This is a genomic window from Kitasatospora sp. NPDC022785, assembly GCF_055561295.1.
Genome location: NZ_JBVHHB010000003.1, coordinates 157,176 through 174,564 on the forward strand (window position 1 = coordinate 157,176; position 17,389 = coordinate 174,564).

Below are 17,389 nucleotides of genomic sequence, written 5' to 3' on the forward strand. Positions count from 1 at the left end.
TGGAGGGTGGGAGGACGCATGGGTATCGTCGCGTGGATCGTGCTGGGCCTGGTGGCCGGGGCTCTGGCCAAGTTGCTGCTGCCGGGGAGGGACCCGGGAGGCCTGGTCGTGACCACCCTGATCGGCATCGCCGGGTCCTTCGTCGGCGGCTGGATCTCCTCGCACTTCCTGCACCGGCCGGTGGCCGCGCACTTCTTCGACCTGGCCACCTGGGCGTCGGCGATCGGCGGGGCGCTGGTGCTGCTGATCCTGTACCGGATCCTCTTCGGCAACTCCCGCCGCTGACGCCGCCCGCGGGTCGGATGGGGAGACGCCGGGCCGTGGCGCGGGTCGGCGAGTGGATTAACGCCCCGGCGCAGCGCCGGGGCGGGCCGCTGCGTCCCGCCCGGGAGGTCCCGCCGGACGGCCTGTTCGGCGTCGTGTCCGGCGGCTTTGTTCGGCGGCTTGTTCGGTGGCCTGCCCGGCGTCCTGCCCTTGCTTGACGCTCCTACGGGGTGCGGAGGCCGCCGAGGATGAGCTTCCAGAGGGCCTCGAAACGCTCCTGGGCGTGCGGGTCGGCCCACTCGGAGGCGTACGCGGGGTCGTGGAAGTGGGCGGTCGCCTCGAAGACGGCGCGGGCGGTCGAGCCGATGTGGGCGAGCCTGAACTCCTTGGTCCCGACACCGTCCTGGATGATCCGGCCGATCTGGCCGACCAGCGTGTCGAGGTGCGTCTCGACGGTGCTGCTGGTCTCGGCGACCAGCGTCATGTAGGTGGCGAACAGCTGCGGGTCGTCGAGCGCCTTCTTCCGCTTGGCGGCGAACAGCGTCTCCAGCCAGCGGTGCAGCCGCTCGACGGCCGGGCCGGGCTCGGTGGCGATGAACTGCAGGTCGCTGTGGGCCTGGTCGAGCCAGCGCTGGGTGACGGCCTCGCGCAGCGCGGCCTTGCTCGGGAAGAAGCGGTAGACGCTGCTGTGGCTGACACCGAGGGTGCGGGCGACGTCCACGACCGTGGCCTTGGCCGGGCCGAACCGCCTGAGGACGTCCTCGGTCGCGCTCAGGATCTGCTCGGGGGTGAGTGCGCTGTCCGTGGTCACGGCGAGGTACGTCCTTACGGTGGTGCGCCCGCCGGTGTGTGGCGGACGGTGCTGCGGCTGGCGGTGCTGCGGGTGGCGGGGGCGGTGCGTGCTGCGAGTTCTCGGGGTGCTTGTCGTACCGGCCCGGCCCGCCCCCGGCCGCGGTGCGTCGGCCGGGGCGGGTGCCGCGGTCAGTGCTCGCTGTCGAGGTGGGCCATCTGAGCGGCAGCGTACCTCTCCCCGGCGGCGGACCCGGCGGGGACGGCGGCCTCGATGGCGGCCAGGTCGGCCCCCGTGAGCGTGAGGTCCAGGGCGCCGAGGGCCTCGGTCAGCCGGTCACGGCGGCGGGCGCCGACCAGCGGGACGATGTCCTCGCCACGCGAGGCGACCCAGGCGATCGCGACCTGGGCGACGCCGGCGCCCCGTTCGGCGGCGACCGCGCGCAGCGCCTCCACCAGCTTGAGGTTGTGGGTGAGGTTGTCGCCCTGGAAGCGCGGGCTGTGGCCGCGGAAGTCGGCGCCGGCCAGGGCGCGGTCGTTGTTCCAGTGGCCGCTGAGCAGGCCGCGCGACAGTACCCCGTACGCGGTGACGCCGATGCCCAGCTCGCGGGCGGCGGGCAGGATCTCGTCCTCGATGGAGCGCGAGATGAGCGAGTACTCGATCTGCAGGTCGCTGATCGGGTGGACGGTGGCGGCGCGGCGCAGCGTGTCGGCGCCGACCTCGGACAGGCCGATGTGGCGGACGTAGCCGGCCTTGACCAGGTCGGCGATCGCGCCGACGGTCTCCTCGACCGGGACGTCCGGGTCGAGGCGGGCCGGGCGGTACACGTCGATGTAGTCGGTGCGCAGGCGGCGCAGCGTGTAGGCGAGGGCGGTCTTGGTGGCGGCCGGGCGGGCGTCGTAGCCGAGCCACTGGCCGCCGGGGTCGCGCTGGGCGCCGAACTTCACGCTGATCTGGACGCTCCCGCGGTCGCGGCCGCGCAGTGCGTCGTGGATCAGCAGCTCGTTGTGGCCCATGCCATAGAAGTCGCCGGTGTCGAGCAGGGTGACGCCGGCGTCGAGCGCGGCGTGGATGGTCGCGATGCTCTCCGCCTCGTCGGCCGGGCCGTAGAGGTCGGACATGCCCATGCAACCGAGGCCGAGGGCGGAGGTGGTGAGGCCGGTCGAGCCGAGGGCGCGCCGGTGGATCCGGGGGGTGGTGGACACGGGGTGCTCCTGACGGGGAGGGGTTCGGCGTGGGCCGGGGGTGGTGGGTGGCCGAGTCCAACCATGGCACGATTGCTAACAGAATTCAAAATCTGTCAGTCGTTATCTGTTATCTGTTTTCTGTCATCTGTCACTCGATGGCCGAGGGACGCCCGCCGAGGGACGCCGTCCGTCCGTCGTGCTCCCCCTCCGCCCCCGCCGTCCGCCCGCGCCCGCCGCCTCAGATCGCCGCCTCGCTCGCTGCCGCGCCACCGCACACGCCGCTCCGGTCGCAGTACGGCTGCCCGGAGCTGCGCCCGCATCCGCACAACATCGCCCTCGGCGTCTCCCACCCCACCCCCGGCATCCACCACCCGCAGCTCCCCGCGCACCAGCAGCCGCCCGTCCGGCATCCGTCGCACCGACGTCGGCCGGTCCGGCTGCTCCGTCCCGCCGTCCGCCAGCCGGTAGCGGAGCGCACCCGTCGGGCAACGCCGCACCACCTCGGCGACCACCCCCGGCTCCCCCGCGTCCGGCGTGATCCACGGTCGCCGCGCCGTGTCGAACACCGACGGCAGCCCGCGCACGCACTCGGCCGCGTGCCGGCAGACCTGCGGGTCGAAGGTCACCGCGATCCCAGCGGCCTCGTACGTCTTCGCACCCGGCCGGCCGGGTCCGCCGGCCGTCCCGGCGCCCTCCCCGCCGCCCATCAGTCGCTCACCCGGCTGTGGTTCTCGTACGCCAGGTCCGCGTACTCGGGGTGGCGCAGCATCCACGCCTTGACGAACGGGCACGTCGCCAGCACCGGCAGCCCGCGCTCACGGGCGTCCTCCAGGGCCGCCCGGGCCAGCGCGCCGCCGACCCCCTGCCCCTCGAAGGCCGGCTGCACCACCGTGTGCGGGTACACCACCAGGTGGTCGCTGCGCATGTACTCGGCGAAGCCGGCCAGGGTGTCGTCCGCCCAGGCCTCGAAGCGGCTGCTGGCTTCGGCGTCTCGAACCGTGACGGTCATCGGAGGCTCCTCGCTGCCGGACGCGGAGCCGGGGCCGGCCCCGGTCCATCATCGAGCGCCGCTCACCGCCCCGCCCGTCGACCCGCCCGTCGCCCCGGTCGGCGCCCCGGTCCGCGTCACCGAGGGCGCCGTGCCGGCCGGCTGCCGCACCCGCCCGGCGACCGGTGCGCGCAGCAGGTGGGCCCGGGCCGGCGGTAGGTTGCGCCACACCGTCCGGCTCCCCAGCCCGTACGCCGCCTCGAACCGTCGCAGCAGCCGCACCACCGCCCGGTGCCGCGCCCCGTGCCGGGTCCCCGACACCAGAGTCCGGGCGGCCGTGGTACCCAGGTACCCGAAGTAGGTGAGCTCCCCGCCCGGCACCAGCAGCCGCAGATAGAGGTCCAGGATCTGCTGGACCTGCGCCGGCTCGAGGTTGGTGAACGGCAGGCCGGAGACGATCACGTCGTACCGCTCACCTCCTGTGCCTGTGCCTGTGCCGGTGGCGGTAGCGGTGCCGGTGCCGGTAGTGCTGTTGCCGGTGCCCGCGTGCCCGACACCGTCCCCGGCCCGGTTCCACGCCTCCGCTCGGCCCTCCGGAAGCTCCTCCACCCGGCAGGCCGACAGCCGCAAGCCGACCTCCGGCCCGCGCCGGGTCAGCTCCGCGTCGTCCCGCAGCCGGTCGGCGAACCGCGGATTCGCCTCGACCACGTGCAACCGGTCGCCCGACCGCAGCACTTGGGCCAGCCGCCGGGTCACCACCCCCGTCCCGGCGCCGACCTCCAGCACCGACAGCGGCCGGTCCGGACGGCTGGTCACCGGGACCACCAGGGCGTTCACCAAGTCCGGCCCACTCGGCGCCAGGGCGCCCGTACCGTGGAACGAGCGCAGCGCCTCACCGAGGAACAACAGCCGGTCACCGGCCGGTCGGCCGGGACCTTCACCCGAGGGCCGCGGCGGGTAGTAGGGGCGTGGGCCGAGCTGATCCGTCGTCATGAAATCGAAGCTAGAACCGCCCGGAGCCGCCTGAATCGGCCGAACCGAGACGCCCACCCCCGACGAAAGTCGAGGGTGGCATTGGTCTTTGGACAGGGGACCAGAGGCCAGGACGGCCCATAACATCGGCCCAGACCGACGGGAGGAGACCGCGTGACCACAGGCCGCCCGCAGGACACCGGCCACCCCGGCCAGCCGCGCCGCCCGCAGCACCCCGACCGCTCAGGCCACATGCAGCACCCCGACCACTCAGGCCACATGCAGCACCCCGGCCCGCGCCCGCCCGCCACCGCCCTGCTCGGCTGGTACGCGCCCGACCGCCGCCGCTGGGCGGAGACCCTGCTCCTGCTCACCATCCTCGCCCTCGCGGCGGAGGAGACGTACACCCAGTGGCTCGTCACCGACGCGCCCTACCGACCGCTGCGCACGGCCGCCGCCGCCCTCGCCGCCCTCTCCCTCGTCCTCGCCCGCCGCCACCCGGTCGCCTCCGCCGTCCTTCCCGTCGTCACCGCAGGCCTGCTCAACCGCGCCTTCCCCGGCCTGTTCAGCGTCTACTACCTCGCCTCCACCGGCCGCGCCGGGCTCGCCATGGCCGGCGGAGCCGCCATTGCCGTCCTCAGCGCGGTCCGCGCCGACTCGCTCCTCGGCTGGGCCGGAACCACCGGTTCACAACTGCTCGTCGAGGCCGCCGCCCTCTCCCTCGGGCTCTGGCTGCACGGCCGCCGCGTCCTGATCCGCACCCTCCACGCCCAGGTCGACGCGCTGCGCCGCGAGCGCGAACTCCGCGCCGAACAGGCCCGCTCCGCCGAACGCGCCCGGATCGCCCGGGAGATGCACGACGTCCTGGCACACCGTCTCAGCCTGCTCGTCCTGCACGCCGGCGTCCTGCGGGACCAGGCCGCCGCGGGCACCGCCGCCGCCGACCCCGACCGGCTCGCCCACCGGCTCGAACTTCTCCGCTCGACGGCCGCCCGCTCCCTCGACGACCTGCGCGACGTCCTCGGCGTCCTCCGCTCCGAACCGCGGCTCCCGGACGCCCCGCCCCACCCGGACGCCCCGCCCCACCCGACCGCTACACCCCACGCACCGGACGAGCGCCACCCGACGAACACGCCCCACCCTCCGGACGAGCCGCGTCTGCCCGCCGTACCGACCTTGGCGGCCGGACGGCGGTCAGCGGGCCGGTCCCGGCTACTCGACCGACCCGGGCCGCTCGCGCCCGATCCCCGGCACAGCCCGGCCGCCCCGGCATCGCACCGTCCGGCCGAGGCCGTACCAGCCCGGTCGCACTCCGCACGCGTGCCCGAGGCCGAGCGCACACCGGTGCCCACACCGGTGCCCGCGCCGGTCCCCGCGCCGGTCCCGGCGCCTGCCCTGCGGGACCTCACCGAACTCGTCGGAGATGCCGCCGCAGCCGGGCAGACGGTCGAACTCGCCCTCGACGGTGACCCGGAGACCGTCCCGACCACCCACCGCCTGGCCGTCCACCGCCTGGTGCAGGAGGCGCTGACCAACGCCCGCAAGTACGCGTACGCCGCACACGTCACCGTCCGCGTCCGCTACGGCGCCCCGGCGACCACCGTCGAGGTGTGCAACGGCCCGGGCCGGCCGGCACCGTCCGGGGCCTGCACCGGCGGTGGGTACGGGCTGGTCGGGCTCGCCGAACGGGTCGGCGCGCTCGGCGGACACCTCGATGCCGGCACCGACGGCCACGGCGGCTTCCGCCTCGCGGCCCGCCTCCCGTCGCCCGAGCGCCCGCCCACACCGCCACCCCGGCCCCGGCCGGCCCCGCGGCCGCACACCGCGCAGCACACCGCGCCGCTGAGCGGGCGACACACCCAGCCGCAGGCCCGGCCGGACTGCTCGCCGACACCAGCCGGAGAGGGCACATGATCCGCACCATGGTGGTCGACGACGACGCGTTGGTCCGCCTCGGCCTCGTCGACCTGCTCACCCAGGACCCGGCCCTCACCGTCGTCGCCGAGGCCGCCGACGGACTCCAGGCCGTCGAGCTTGCCCGCCGCCAACGCATCGACGTCGCCCTGATGGACATCCGGATGCCCCGGCTCGACGGCATCGCCGCCACCCGCCGCCTGCGCGAGCTGCCAGACGGCCCGCGCGTCATCGCGCTCACCACCTTCGACCTGGACGAGTACGTCTACCAGGCGCTCGCCGCCGGCGCCGACGGCTTCCTGCTCAAGGACACCCCGCCCGCCGAGATCGCCCGCGCCGTCCACATCGTCGCGGACGGCCACGGCATGCTGCACCCGGCCGCCGCCCGCCGCCTCATCGACCGCTACCACCGCAGCGGCGCCCCGCGTTCGGTCGCCGCCCGAGGCCGCGTCGCAGGGCTCACCCCGCGGGAGACGGACGTGCTCCGAGAACTCGCCCGCGGACTGTCCAACGCCGAGATCGCCGGTGTTCTCGGGATGCGCGAGAGCACGGTCAAGGCCCATGTCAGCCGGATCCTCACCGCACTCGGGGTCGGTAACCGCGTCCAGGCCGCCCTGCTCGCCCGCGATGCCGGAGTCGTCAACGACGGCGACTGACGGCGGAGACGGGCGACCAACGACCGGTGACCAACGAGGAACGAGGTACGAGGACGACGGAGACTGACGAGTGCGACGGACGAGCGCGCCTGATGACTGTGACTGATGATCGTGACTGACGACCTGGGCCGACGGCAGCGGCGGATCGCACCGGCGGCCGGGCGCCGGTCCACGGCGCCGGCCGCCGCCCCTCCTGTCGGGCCCCTCCGCCGTCACCACCCGCGACCCGCTGCCTGGTACCGAGCGTTGAGCCGGAGTCACCCATCCGGCGTGGAAATGCCGTGCCTTGGCCGTTTGCGCTGCCGAACCCGGGCGCGGGGTCCATGGTGGAGATGGGCGCGATCCGGCGACCGCGCTCGCGCGCCGACCCAGGCCCGCGCGCCGTACGCCTGCCACCGTTCTCCGGCGGGCGCCCGAGGCGGGCCCGGCCTCCGGCACGCTGGGAACAGGGCCACCTCGCAGGAAACCGAACGGTTCTTCTAGGCTCACATCTCGGCTTCCCTGCGGCGGTGCAGTCACTGCGCCCGCCGCATCGAAGCCGCCGTCCACGGGGCTCCGGGCCGACCGGGGCTACCGGATCGAGCGAGGAGGACGCAATGCCAAGCATGCCGCCCAGCCGTTCCACCGCACTTGGGCCAGACGGGCCGCCCTGGCGGACCGTACGTCTGGCCGGGGCCGCACGTCCCGGTTGGTCCGGGCACCCGGGCTGGTCCGGCCGGCCGGTGCGGCCGCTGAATACCGGCGGCGGCCGCGGAGGCGAGCGTTGAGTCCCCAAGCCGTCCGGCCGCCCGTCACACCGACCGTGACCACCGAGCCCGCACTCGCCCCGGCCGACGTCATCGCCACCGCCCCCGCTGCCGCACCGGCCTCCACACCCGCGCCCGCGCCCGTTCCGGCCCTCGGCACAGGAGCCGACAGCGCAACCGCCGGCACCGTAACCGCCGCCACCGCCACGGCCGTCCCACCCACCGCCGCGGTCACCATCACCACGACCGCCGGCGTCACCACAACCGTCACCACCACGGCAACCGCCGCCACCACGACCGCCACCGCCGTCGTGCTGCCACCTCTCCCGGCGAACACTCCCGCTGCCGCCCCACCCGCCGCCGACGGTGACAGCCAGCTCAGCCCCACCGCCGCACTCCCCGGACTGCCCCAGGCCATCAGCACACGCGCCCGCACCCTGGCCGGCGCCGTCCGCCGCCGCTGCGCCGACCTCGCCCGGATGGAGTCGCCCAGCGGCGACGCCCCCCGACTCAACGCCCTCGCCGAGGAGTTGGCCGCCGGGTTCCGCGCCACCGGCGCCACCGTCCACCGCGAGCCCGGCCCGGCCGGCGACCACCTTGTCCTCCAATGGGAAGGCCAGGACGAGACCCTGCCGCACCTCCTCGTGGTCGGCCACCACGACACCGTCTGGCCGGCCGGCATCCTCAACGACTGGCCGGTCACCGAACAGGACGGCACGCTCAGCGGCCCCGGCGTCGTCGACATGAAGGGCGGACTCGCGGCCCTCGAAGGCGCGTTCGCCCTGCTCGCCGACCTCGGCCAGCGCCCGCACCGCACCGTCCGGCTGGTCGTCGTCTCGGACGAGGAGGTCGGCAGCCCCGACGGACGCCGCCTGGTCGAACGCCAACTGCGCGGTGCGGCCGCCGTACTGGGCCTCGAACCGCCCCACCCGGACGGCCGGCTCAAGACCGCCCGCCGAGGCAGCACCCGGGTGCGCCTCACCGTCACCGGACGCGAGGCGCACGCCGGAAACGACGCTGCCCAGGGCGTCTCCGCCGTCGACGAACTCGTCGACCAGCTGGTCGCCGTCCGCGGACTCGCCGGCCGGCCCGGCACCGAACTCAACACCGGACGGATCAGCGGCGGCACCCGTGCCAACGTCATCGCCGGCCGAGCCGAGGCCGAACTCGGCCTGCGCTTCGCCACCGCCGAGGCACAACGCCGCACCCTCGACAGCCTGGCCCGCCTCACCGCGTTGCGCCCGGGGGCGCGGGTTCGGACGGAGGTGCTGTCCAGCCGGCCGGCCTGGCAGGAGCGCTCCGCCAACCCGTTGCTGCGGCACGTCCGGTCCCTCGCCGCGGTGCTCGGGCAGCAGTTGGACGGCGCTCCGGCCGGCGGGGCAGGGGACACCAACCTCCCCGGATCGCGCGGGTTGCCGACGCTGGACGGCTTCGGCGCGGTCGGCGCCGGGGCACACGCCCGGCACGAGCACATCCGGATCGATCAGCTGGCCCCCCGGATCGCCCTGCTGGCGGCGCTTCTCGCCGTACCGCTGCCACGTCTGCGGGACCGGTCGGAGGGCTGACGCGGTCCGGAGTCCGGAGTCAACGGGCCCGTCGTCCGGCGCAGGCCGGGCGGCGGGCCCGCGTCATCGTGCGGTTCCGTCGGGGCGGCGGGCCGGTGGCCGTGGGCTACTGGCCACTGTCTGCCGGTCACTGTTTAGCGGCCACCGGCCAGCGGCCACCGGATCACCGGCCGCTAGAGCCGACCGCCGTCGCCCTCGGAAGGGCCGTCGAGCAGCGGGAACAGGCGGGTCACCGCGGCCACCGGGCGGGTGCCGGGGGCGGGCCCGCGGCGTCGGTAGGGGGCGAGCAGTGCGCGGACGGCGGCGCCGAGATCGGCCAGCTCCTCCGGGGTGAGGTGAAGGACGTCGCTGGACGCCTCGTCGCGCTGCCACTCGGCGGGGGCCTGCGCCCGGTGGGCGAGCCACTGGCGGTAGCTGGTGTCCTCAAGATCCTCTGCGAGGTCTTCCGCGAGACCGGCGGCCAGACCGGGGGTGCCCCGCCGTGACGACGGCGGAGACAGGGCGGGGGAGCCCGGCTCGGCCGCGGGCTCGGCGGCACTGCCGGGGGGCATCAGCGATCCCTCCCACCTGAGCCGCCACGGGCGGGCCCGGCCGTCGACGGTGGGTGCCTCCTCGATCAGACCGTAGCGGGCGAGCTGACGCAGGTGGAACGAGCAGGTGCCGGAGCTCTGGTGCAGATGCTGAGCCGCCTGGTTGGAGGTGATCTTCCCCCACTCGGCGATCAGGTCGAGCAGCGCCAGCCGGATCGGGTGGTGCGGCAACGGCCGGTTCGGCGGCATCTCCAGCGGCTTCGGCTCCCGCGCCTCCGAAGGGTTCGCGGCATCCAGCGGGCGCGTGGGCTCGGTCGGCGGCGTCTCGTCGGTGGTCACTTTGCAAAGATGCCTGTTTGCAAAGTCTCTGGCAAGCCATCGGGGGCGGAACTGCCCCAGATTGCCGCGATTCCCCGCATCCACTATTTGCAAAGCCACACTTTGCAAAGTATGGATAGGCGCACTGAAAGCTCAGGAGAGGGGAGTCCGGCCATGGCCGAACAGTCGTCCACGCAGGGGTCGCAGGGGTCGCAGGGGTCGCAGGGGTCGCTGGCGGTGTGGGCGCCACTGGAAGTGCAGGCATCGCGGGCGCCAGAGCCACCGCGGGCACTGGAGGCGCCACTGGCACCGCGCGCGTCGCGGTCGGCGCGGTCGCCGCGGGCGGAGCGCGGGTCGGTACGGGTGCAGGGGGAGTGGGTGGCGGCCTATCCGGAGGTGCCGCCGGAGGCCCTGCGCGGGGAGGTGCGCCGGATCACGGTGGTGGGCGAAGAGGTGCTGCACCGCAGGTGCCGGGAGGTGAGGGAGGAGGAGTTCGGCACGCCCGAGCTGTCGCGGCTGGTGGACGACATGTTCGCCGCGATGTGGGTGGCCGAGGGTGCCGGTCTTGCCGCCAACCAGATCGGCGTGGACCTCCAGGTCTTCGTCTGGGACTGCTTCGACGAGGACGGCGTCCGGCACGTCGGCCACATCCTCAACCCGGTGCTGGACGAGCTGCCCGCCGGTGCCCGCCGGCTGGCCGAGGCCGAGGAGGGCTGCCTCTCCGTCCCCGGCCCGCACCTGGAGCTGGCCCGGCCGGACGTCGCAGTGGTGCGCGGCCGCGACCTGGGCGGCAGCCCGCTGGTCATCGAGGGGCGGGGCTACTTCGCCCGCTGCCTCCAGCACGAGACCGACCATCTCCACGGCAGCCTCTACATCGACCGGCTCTCGCACCGGGGCCGCCGGACCGCGCTGCGCCGGATGGAGGACCGCAGGGAGAAGGTCTTCGCCAAGCGCGCCGCCCGCGCAGAGAAGCTGGCCCGCCTGCGCCCGTCTGTCTAGGCGAGCTGGGGGCCGGGTGCGCTGGGGTCCAGTCGCATGAGGGGTCCAGTCGTGCGAGGGATCGGGCCTGCAGGGAAGCCCACGGCAGGGAAGCCCAGGCGACGACCGTGCCCGGCCCGTGCCCGGCCCACGTCGAGGGCTACGCGCAGGGCCCGCCCCGGCCTGCCCTCCCGCCCGCCGGGGCCCCGGTCCGGAACCCCGATCCGGAGTCCCGACCCGGGGTCCGCGGCGTACGGCGGCCTGATTCCCTTGTCAGGCCGCCGTCTCGCCACGCACAATGGAACCGACCGAACGGTCAGTCGGTAGCGCGGGCGGCAGCGGAACCAGCCGCCATCAGCCCCGCGCCGCACGACAGCAGGCGGCACGCAGCAAGGCAGCAAGCCGGCAGGCCGCAGGACGCGAGAGGGGACCGTGGTGACAACAGAGGTGGCCGAGCCGGTCCCCGAGCAGGTGCAGGAGGAGCGGTTCGAGGCGGTCGTCGCCGCCGAGCAGCGGATCGAGCCCCGGGACTGGATGCCCGACGCCTACCGGGCCACCCTGATCCGCCAGATCGCCCAGCACGCCCACTCCGAGATCATCGGGATGCAGCCCGAGGGCAACTGGCTCACCCGGGCCCCGTCGCTGCGCCGCAAGGCGATCCTGCTCGCCAAGGCCCAGGACGAGGCCGGCCACGGCCTCTACCTCTACGCCGCCGCCGAGACCCTCGGCGTGGACCGGGCCGAGCTGACCGAGAAGCTGATCTCCGGCCGGCAGAAGTACTCCTCGATCTTCAACTACCCGACCCTCACCTTCGCCGACGTCGGCGTGATCGGCTGGCTGGTCGACGGCGCCGCGATCTGCAACCAGGTGCCGCTCTGCCGCTGCAGCTACGGCCCGTACGCCCGCGCCATGGTCCGGGTCTGCAAGGAGGAGTCGTTCCACCAGCGCCAGGGCTACGAGCTGCTGATGACGATGATGCGCGGCACCGAGGCCCAGCGCCGGATGGTGCAGGACGCGGTGGACCGCTGGTGGTGGCCGTCGCTGATGATGTTCGGCCCCTCGGACGGCGACTCGCCGAACACCGCCCGCTCGATGGCCTGGCGGATCAAGCGGCACACCAACGACGAGCTGCGGCAGCGCTTCGTCGACATGACCGTCCCGCAGGCCGAGCACCTCGGCGTCACCCTCCCCGACCCCGAGCTGCGGTGGAACGAGGAGCGCGACGGCTGGGAGTTCGGTGAACCGGACTGGTCCGAGCTGACCCGCGTCATCCAGGGCCAGGGCCCGTGCAACGCCCAGCGGATCGAGCGCCGCCGCGCCGCCCACGAGGACGGCGCCTGGGTCCGCGAGGCCGCCACCGCCTACGCGCAGAAGCGCCGCGCCGAAGCCCGGCCCGAGACCGAAGCCCGGCCCGAGACCGAAGCCCGGCACCACGCCGACGCCCCGAACCACGCCGATGCGCAGCGCCACCCGGAACAGGAGAACGGAAAGTGACCGAGTCCAAGGCCGGCTGGCCGCTGTACGAGGTGTTCGTGCGCCCCCGGCGCGGGCTGAACCACGTCCACGTCGGTTCGCTGCACGCGCCCGACGACCGGATGGCGCTGCTCGCGGCCCGCGACCTCTACACCCGGCGCAACGAGGGCGTCAGCCTCTGGGTGGTCCGTTCCGACGCGATCACCGCCTCCACCCCGGACGAGCGGGACCCGTTCTTCGAGCCGAGCGGCGACAAGGTCTACCGCCACCCGACCTTCTACGACATCCCCGAGGATGTCCCGCACATCTGACGGGGAGCAGCAGAACCATGACCGACGACACCGTGACCGGCCGCCACACCGGGCGTGACAGCCACACCGGCCCGGAAAACCAGGGCCACCTCGGCAGCGACGGCCACCACAGCCACGAAAGCCACCACGGCCACCACGGCCACGAGGACGACCACGTCTACCTGAGCCTCTCCGAGGCGTCCCCCGGGCCCGAGGGCGAGGGCCGCTGGGCGTACGGGACGGGCTTCGCCGACCCGCTGCTCGGTGTGGACACCACCGTCCCGGCCGGCCTGGACGGCGCCGACCTCGCCGCCTACTGCCTGATGCTCGGCGACGACGCGCTGATCCTCGCCCAGCGGCTGATCGAGTGGTGCACCCGGGCTCCGGAGCTGGAGGAGGAGGTGGCGCTCGCCAACCTCGGCCTCGACCTGCTCGGCCAGGCCCGCCAGCTGCTCACCCGGGCCGGCCAGGCGGACGGCTCCGGCCGTACCGAGGACGACCTCGCGTACTGGCGCGAGGAGCACGACTTCCGCAACGTCCGCCTGGTCGAGGCGGCGAACGGGGACTTCGCCCACTCCGTCGCCCGGCTGCTGCTCTTCGCGACCGCGCGCGGTGCGCTGTACGAGGCGCTGGCCGGGCACCGCGACCCGGTGTTGGCGGCGGTCGCCGCCCGGGGCGTCAAGGAGCTGGCCTACCACCGCGAGTACGCCACCGCGTGGACGCTGCGGCTCGGCGACGGCACGCCGTTCTCGGCGCAGCGGATGCAGGCCGGTCTGGACGCGGTCTGGCCGCTGATGGACGAGCTGTTCACGGCGCACCCGGTGGAGCTGCGGGTCGGCGTCGACCCGGGGACGCTGCGCGAACCGGTGCTGCGGGAGCTGGCCGCCGTACTCGGCGAGGCCGGGCTGGCCGTGCCGCAGGCGCCGGCGCTGGCCACGGTCGGTGGCCGGGCCGGGCGGGACGGCGTGCACACCGAGGCGCTCGGTCCGCTGCTGGCCGAGTTCCAGGTGGTGGCCCGCGCACACCCGGGGGCGACGTGGTGACCGTACTCAGCGACGCCTGGGAGGTCGCGGCCACGGTGCCGGACCCCGAGCTGCCGATGCTCACGCTGGCCGACCTCGGGGTGCTGGCGGAGGTCGAGGTGGGCGGCGATGTCGTGACCGCCTGGCTGACCCCGACCTACTCGGGCTGCCCGGCCGTCGCCGAGATGGCGGCCGACGTGGACCGGCGGCTGCGCGCGGCCGGCTATGCGGACGTCCGGGTCCGGCTGCGGCTGGATCCGCCGTGGTCCACCGACCTGATCACCGCGGAGGGCCGCCGCAAGCTCGCCGAGGCGGGCATCGCCCCGCCCGGGCCCGCCTCCGGGCGCCGGACCCCCCCGGGCCTGCTGGCCCTCGGCCCGACCCGCCACGTCGTGGCCTGTCCGCTCTGCGGCGGCACCGACACCGAGGAGCTGTCCCGTTTCGGCTCGACCGCCTGCAAGGCGCTGTGGCGCTGCCGCGACTGCCGCGAGCCCTTCGAACGCGTCAAGGAGATCTGAATGGCCGCCGCTGCCGATGCCGCCCCCGCGCCCGCCGATGCCGCCCCGGCCGTCGCCCCCGTCGAGGCCGTCGCCCCCGCCGATGCCCCTGCCCCGGCTGCCCGCCCCGCCCGTCGGCCGGCCTTCCACCACCTGCGGATCGCCGAGGTGGAGCGGCTCTGTGAGGACGCCGTCGCGGTGACCTTCGAGGTGCCGGACGGGCTCGCCGCGGAGTTCGCGTTCCGCCCCGGGCAGACGCTGACACTGCGCCGGGTAGTGGACGGTGCCGACGAACGCCGCTCGTACTCGATCTGCGCCCCCGTCGGTGGTCCGCTGCGGATCGCCGTCCGTGAGGTGCCGGGAGGTCTGTTCTCCCGCTGGCTGGTGCGCGAGGCGGTGCCGGGCGAGGAGGTCGAGGTGCTGACCCCGTCCGGCCTCTTCACCCCCGAGCTGGGCGAGCCCGCCGACCACGTGCTGCTCGCGGCCGGTTCCGGCGTCACCCCGATGCTCTCCATCGCCGCCTCGGTGCTGGCCGCCGACCGCACCTCCACCGTCACCCTGCTCTACGGCAACCGGCGAAGCGACACCGTGATGTTCGCCGACGAGCTGGCGGACCTCAAGGACCGCTACCTCGGCCGGTTCCAGCTGGTGCACGTGCTCTCCCGGGAGACCAGGGACGCCGAGCTGCTCAGCGGCCGGCTGGACCCGGAGCGGGTCGGGGCGCTGCTGAAGGCGCTGGTGGACGTGGAGCGGGTCGGCCACTGGTGGCTCTGCGGCCCGTTCGGGATGGTCGCCGGGGCGAAGGAGCTGCTGACCGGGCTGGGCGTGCCGGGCGCGCGGGTGCACCAGGAGCTGTTCCACGCCGAGGACGAGCCGGCCGCCGAGCGCGCCGACGGACGGGAGCCCGAGGCGGCCGGCGACGGCGCGTACAGCGAGGTCACCGTCGTCCTCGACGGGCGCGGCAGCACACTCTCCCTCCCGCGCGACCGGTCCGTCCTGGACGGCGCGCAGCGCTCCCGCCCGGACCTGCCGTTCGCCTGCAAGGGCGGCGTCTGCGGCACCTGCCGTGCCCTGGTGACCGAGGGCGAGGTGGAGATGCGCCGCAACTTCGCCCTGGAGGAGAAGGAGCTGGCCGCCGGCTACGTGCTGACCTGCCAGGCCCGTCCGCTCACCGACCGGGTGACGGTCGACTACGACCGCTGAGCCGGCACGGCGGCCTTCCGGGCCGGGGCGCCGAGCAGGGCGACGAGGTCGTTGACGGCGGCCCGGCCCGCCCGGTTGGCACCGATGGTGCTGGCCGAAGGGCCGTAGCCGACCAGGTGGACGCGCGGGTCGGCGGTGGCGGCGGTGCCGGTGAGGGCGATGCCGCCGCCGGGGGAGCGCAGGCCGAGCTGGGCCAGGTGGCCGACCTCGGGGCGGAAACCGGTGGCCCAGACGATCGCGTCGACGGCCAGCTCGTCCGCCCCGGGGCCGTCGCCCCAGGCGACGCCGTGCTCGGTGAGGCGGTCGAACATCGGGCGGCGGTGCAGCGCGCCGAGCTCCTCGGCGCGGCGGTAGGCGACGGACGGGCCGAGCCCCGTCACACTCACCACGCTGCGCACCGGAAGGCCCTGGCGGACCCGCTCCTCGACCTTGGCCACCACCGCCCGGCCGTACTCGGGGGTGAACGGTCCTTCGTGGTGGACCGGCGGGGTGCGGGTGACCCAGACCGTCTCGCCGACGGCCGCGACCTCCGACAGCACCTGGATCGCCGAGGCGCCGCCGCCGACCACCAGGACGCGCTTTCCGGCGAACTCCTGCGGCCCCCGGTACTCGGCGTAGTGCAGCTGCCGGCCGGCGAAGTGGCCGGGGTAGTGCGGCAGGAAGGGGCGGGTCCAGGTGCCGGTGGCGTTGATCAGCGCCCGGGCGGACCAGGTGCCGTCGTCGGTCTCGACCAGCAGCCGGGCGTCGCGCCGGTCGGACTCGGAGCGGACCGCCCGGACGCGGACGGGGCGCACCACCGGGAGCGCGTGTTTCGCCTCGTACGCCGCGAAGTACCCCGGGACCACCTCGCGGGCGGGGGCGTCCGGGTCGGGCTCGGGCAGCTCGAAGTCGGGCAGGTCGTGGAAGCCGTGCACGGTGGCCATCCGCAGGGACGGCGAGCGGTGCGCCCAGGCGCCGCCGGGGGCGTCGTCGGCGTCGAGCACGACGAAGCCGCCGTCGGTGTCCGCCAGGTAGGGGGCGAAGCCGCGGCGGCGCAGGTGGTAGGCGGCGGACAGGCCGGCCTGCCCGGCGCCCACCACCAGGACGTCTACCCGCCGTGTTCCGGCGGCGGCCGGCGACGTGACGGAGGCAGGAGCCTCGCCGGCGGCCGTGGTCGCGGAGGCCGGAGCTCCGCCGGCCGAAGCTCCATCGACAGGCGCTCCGTCGGCCGGGGTCCCGTCTGCTGCCGCGTCCTCGTTGGTTGCACCGTAAACAGTCACGCCGGTGAAACATCGGACGGGAGGGGAGTGTTCCCCGCCGCACGGGCGGGCCCGGCGGCGGGGGTCAGGCGGCGGGGCACAGCCGGTCAGGACAGCCGGCCGGGGCAGCCGGCCGGGTGGGGCAGGCAGAGCGGCCGGCCTGGTCGGGCAGCGATGAGGGCAGCCGGCTCGGGCGGCCGGCTCGGGCGGCCGGCTCAGGTGGCCGGGGAGATCACCACGGCGGTGCCGTAGGCGCAGACCTCGGTGCCGACGTCCGCAGCCTCGCTGACGTCAAAACGGAACATGAGCACCGCGTTGCCGCCGCGCGCCTTGGTCTGCTCGACCAGCCGCTCCATCGCCTCGTTGCGGCTCTCCACCAGGGTCTTCGTCAGACCCCGCAGCTCGCCGCCGACCAGCGACTTGAGCGAGGCCCCGATCTGGCTGCCGAGGTGCCGGCTGCGGACCGTCAGGCCGAAGACCTCGCCGATCACGTGGTCGACCCGGAAGCCGGGGATGTCATTGGTTGTCACGACCAGTACCTGGGCGTCCGGGCGCTGCCCGCCGCCGAATTCCTCGATGTTCGCCATGGGCCCATCCTGCGGGCCGGCCGGCCTTCGGGCCCAGAGGCGTGGCCGGGCCCGGGCGGAGAAGGGTGGGAAGGAGAAGGGTGGGAAGAGGCCACCGGGCGGGCAGGAGAAGGGACGCGGAGGGCCCGCCGAGGCGTGCGGAGAAGCCGGGAGGGGCCGGGAATGGCCGGG

The 17,389-nt window shown here is 74.8% G+C and carries 18 protein-coding genes; 10 read left to right on the top strand and 8 right to left on the bottom strand.

What is annotated here, in order from left to right; translation table 11 throughout:
* The first annotated feature begins 18 nt into the window (after positions 1-18).
* Positions 19-285, top strand: coding sequence for a GlsB/YeaQ/YmgE family stress response membrane protein (locus ACZ3YO_RS06355; RefSeq protein ID WP_396320145.1), 267 nt, complete (start codon positions 19-21; stop codon positions 283-285).
* A gap of 202 nt (positions 286-487) precedes the next feature.
* On the opposite strand, the gene ACZ3YO_RS06360 is transcribed toward ACZ3YO_RS06355, so the two are convergent.
* The 5 genes from ACZ3YO_RS06360 to ACZ3YO_RS06380 form a co-directional block, all read right to left on the bottom strand.
* Positions 488-1,075 (bottom strand): TetR/AcrR family transcriptional regulator, encoded by a 588-nt coding sequence (locus tag ACZ3YO_RS06360; protein WP_465565545.1) that lies wholly within the window; start codon positions 1,073-1,075, stop codon positions 488-490.
* A 170-nt stretch (positions 1,076-1,245) separates the two neighbouring features.
* The gene (locus tag ACZ3YO_RS06365; RefSeq protein WP_465565548.1) at positions 1,246-2,259 is read right to left on the bottom strand and encodes an aldo/keto reductase; all 1,014 of its coding nucleotides are present in this window, start codon (positions 2,257-2,259) and stop codon (positions 1,246-1,248) included.
* A 95-nt stretch (positions 2,260-2,354) separates the two neighbouring features.
* Positions 2,355-2,948: a (4Fe-4S)-binding protein gene (locus ACZ3YO_RS06370; protein WP_465565551.1), complete on the bottom strand. Its 594-nt coding sequence runs from the start codon at positions 2,946-2,948 to the stop codon at positions 2,355-2,357.
* Positions 2,948-3,250 carry a GNAT family N-acetyltransferase gene (locus ACZ3YO_RS06375; RefSeq protein ID WP_465565554.1) on the bottom strand — a complete coding sequence of 101 codons (303 nt, stop codon included), beginning with the start codon at positions 3,248-3,250 and terminating at the stop codon, positions 2,948-2,950. The genes ACZ3YO_RS06370 and ACZ3YO_RS06375 overlap by 1 nt, the downstream gene beginning before the upstream one ends.
* Positions 3,251-3,298: 48 nt before the next feature.
* The gene (locus tag ACZ3YO_RS06380) at positions 3,299-4,222 is read right to left on the bottom strand and encodes a class I SAM-dependent methyltransferase (RefSeq protein ID WP_465565557.1); all 924 of its coding nucleotides are present in this window, start codon (positions 4,220-4,222) and stop codon (positions 3,299-3,301) included.
* Positions 4,223-4,375: 153 nt separating this feature from the next.
* Here ACZ3YO_RS06380 and ACZ3YO_RS06385 point away from each other — a divergent pair, with 153 nt between their 5' ends.
* From ACZ3YO_RS06385 to ACZ3YO_RS06395, 3 genes are all read left to right on the top strand, one after another.
* Positions 4,376-6,115, top strand: coding sequence for a sensor histidine kinase (locus tag ACZ3YO_RS06385; RefSeq protein WP_465565560.1), 1,740 nt, complete (start codon positions 4,376-4,378; stop codon positions 6,113-6,115).
* Positions 6,112-6,771: a response regulator gene (locus tag ACZ3YO_RS06390; RefSeq protein ID WP_465565563.1), complete on the top strand. Its 660-nt coding sequence runs from the start codon at positions 6,112-6,114 to the stop codon at positions 6,769-6,771. The genes ACZ3YO_RS06385 and ACZ3YO_RS06390 overlap by 4 nt, the downstream gene beginning before the upstream one ends.
* Before the next feature lie 802 nt (positions 6,772-7,573).
* Positions 7,574-9,082, top strand: a complete 1,509-nt coding sequence (locus tag ACZ3YO_RS06395; RefSeq protein WP_465565566.1) for a M20 family metallopeptidase — start codon at positions 7,574-7,576, stop codon at positions 9,080-9,082.
* A gap of 173 nt (positions 9,083-9,255) precedes the next feature.
* On the opposite strand, the gene ACZ3YO_RS06400 is transcribed toward ACZ3YO_RS06395, so the two are convergent.
* Positions 9,256-9,861 (bottom strand): ArsR/SmtB family transcription factor, encoded by a 606-nt coding sequence (locus ACZ3YO_RS06400; protein WP_465566274.1) that lies wholly within the window; start codon positions 9,859-9,861, stop codon positions 9,256-9,258.
* A 432-nt stretch (positions 9,862-10,293) separates the two neighbouring features.
* On the opposite strand from ACZ3YO_RS06400, the gene def reads away from it, so the two are divergent.
* The 6 genes from def (at position 10,294) to paaE (ending at position 15,393) form a co-directional block, all read left to right on the top strand.
* Positions 10,294-10,929: a peptide deformylase gene (def, locus tag ACZ3YO_RS06405; protein WP_465565569.1), complete on the top strand. Its 636-nt coding sequence runs from the start codon at positions 10,294-10,296 to the stop codon at positions 10,927-10,929.
* 411 nt (positions 10,930-11,340) lie between these two features.
* The gene (paaA, locus tag ACZ3YO_RS06410) at positions 11,341-12,402 is read left to right on the top strand and encodes a 1,2-phenylacetyl-CoA epoxidase subunit PaaA (protein WP_465565572.1); all 1,062 of its coding nucleotides are present in this window, start codon (positions 11,341-11,343) and stop codon (positions 12,400-12,402) included.
* The gene (gene paaB, locus ACZ3YO_RS06415) at positions 12,399-12,692 is read left to right on the top strand and encodes a 1,2-phenylacetyl-CoA epoxidase subunit PaaB (RefSeq protein WP_218199217.1); all 294 of its coding nucleotides are present in this window, start codon (positions 12,399-12,401) and stop codon (positions 12,690-12,692) included. Before paaA ends, paaB begins: the two co-directional genes overlap by 4 nt.
* A gap of 17 nt (positions 12,693-12,709) precedes the next feature.
* A complete protein-coding gene (paaC, locus tag ACZ3YO_RS06420; RefSeq protein WP_465565576.1) occupies positions 12,710-13,714 on the top strand; it encodes a 1,2-phenylacetyl-CoA epoxidase subunit PaaC in 1,005 nt (334 codons plus the stop codon).
* Positions 13,708-14,211, top strand: a complete 504-nt coding sequence (gene paaD, locus ACZ3YO_RS06425) for a 1,2-phenylacetyl-CoA epoxidase subunit PaaD (protein ID WP_465565579.1) — start codon at positions 13,708-13,710, stop codon at positions 14,209-14,211. The genes paaC and paaD overlap by 7 nt, the downstream gene beginning before the upstream one ends.
* Positions 14,212-15,393 carry a 1,2-phenylacetyl-CoA epoxidase subunit PaaE gene (gene paaE, locus ACZ3YO_RS06430; RefSeq protein WP_465565582.1) on the top strand — a complete coding sequence of 394 codons (1,182 nt, stop codon included), beginning with the start codon at positions 14,212-14,214 and terminating at the stop codon, positions 15,391-15,393.
* Here the strand turns inward: paaE and ACZ3YO_RS06435 are convergent.
* Positions 15,381-16,469 (bottom strand): NAD(P)-binding domain-containing protein, encoded by a 1,089-nt coding sequence (locus tag ACZ3YO_RS06435; RefSeq protein ID WP_465565583.1) that lies wholly within the window; start codon positions 16,467-16,469, stop codon positions 15,381-15,383. The two genes, paaE and ACZ3YO_RS06435, sit on opposite strands and share 13 nt — an antisense overlap.
* A gap of 377 nt (positions 16,470-16,846) precedes the next feature.
* On the bottom strand, positions 16,847-17,218 hold the full coding sequence (locus tag ACZ3YO_RS06440) for a YbjQ family protein (RefSeq protein ID WP_465544619.1): 372 nt from the start codon (positions 17,216-17,218) through the stop codon (positions 16,847-16,849).
* Between the last annotated feature and the right edge of the window lie 171 nt (positions 17,219-17,389).

Excerpts from the sequence above, each read along its gene's own strand:
- paaE (WP_465565582.1), top strand. The coding sequence starts at position 14,212 with ATGGCCGCCGCTGCCGATGCCGCCCCCGCGCCCGCCGATGCCGCCCCG.
- paaC (WP_465565576.1), top strand. The coding sequence starts at position 12,710 with ATGACCGACGACACCGTGACCGGCCGCCACACCGGGCGTGACAGCCAC.
- ACZ3YO_RS06390 (WP_465565563.1), top strand. The coding sequence starts at position 6,112 with ATGATCCGCACCATGGTGGTCGACGACGACGCGTTGGTCCGCCTCGGC.
- ACZ3YO_RS06400 (WP_465566274.1), bottom strand. The coding sequence starts at position 9,861 with ATGCCGCCGAACCGGCCGTTGCCGCACCACCCGATCCGGCTGGCGCTG.
- ACZ3YO_RS06375 (WP_465565554.1), bottom strand. The coding sequence starts at position 3,250 with ATGACCGTCACGGTTCGAGACGCCGAAGCCAGCAGCCGCTTCGAGGCC.
- ACZ3YO_RS06370 (WP_465565551.1), bottom strand. The coding sequence starts at position 2,948 with ATGGGCGGCGGGGAGGGCGCCGGGACGGCCGGCGGACCCGGCCGGCCG.
- ACZ3YO_RS06440 (WP_465544619.1), bottom strand. The coding sequence starts at position 17,218 with ATGGCGAACATCGAGGAATTCGGCGGCGGGCAGCGCCCGGACGCCCAG.
- ACZ3YO_RS06380 (WP_465565557.1), bottom strand. The coding sequence starts at position 4,222 with ATGACGACGGATCAGCTCGGCCCACGCCCCTACTACCCGCCGCGGCCC.
- ACZ3YO_RS06355 (WP_396320145.1), top strand. The coding sequence starts at position 19 with ATGGGTATCGTCGCGTGGATCGTGCTGGGCCTGGTGGCCGGGGCTCTG.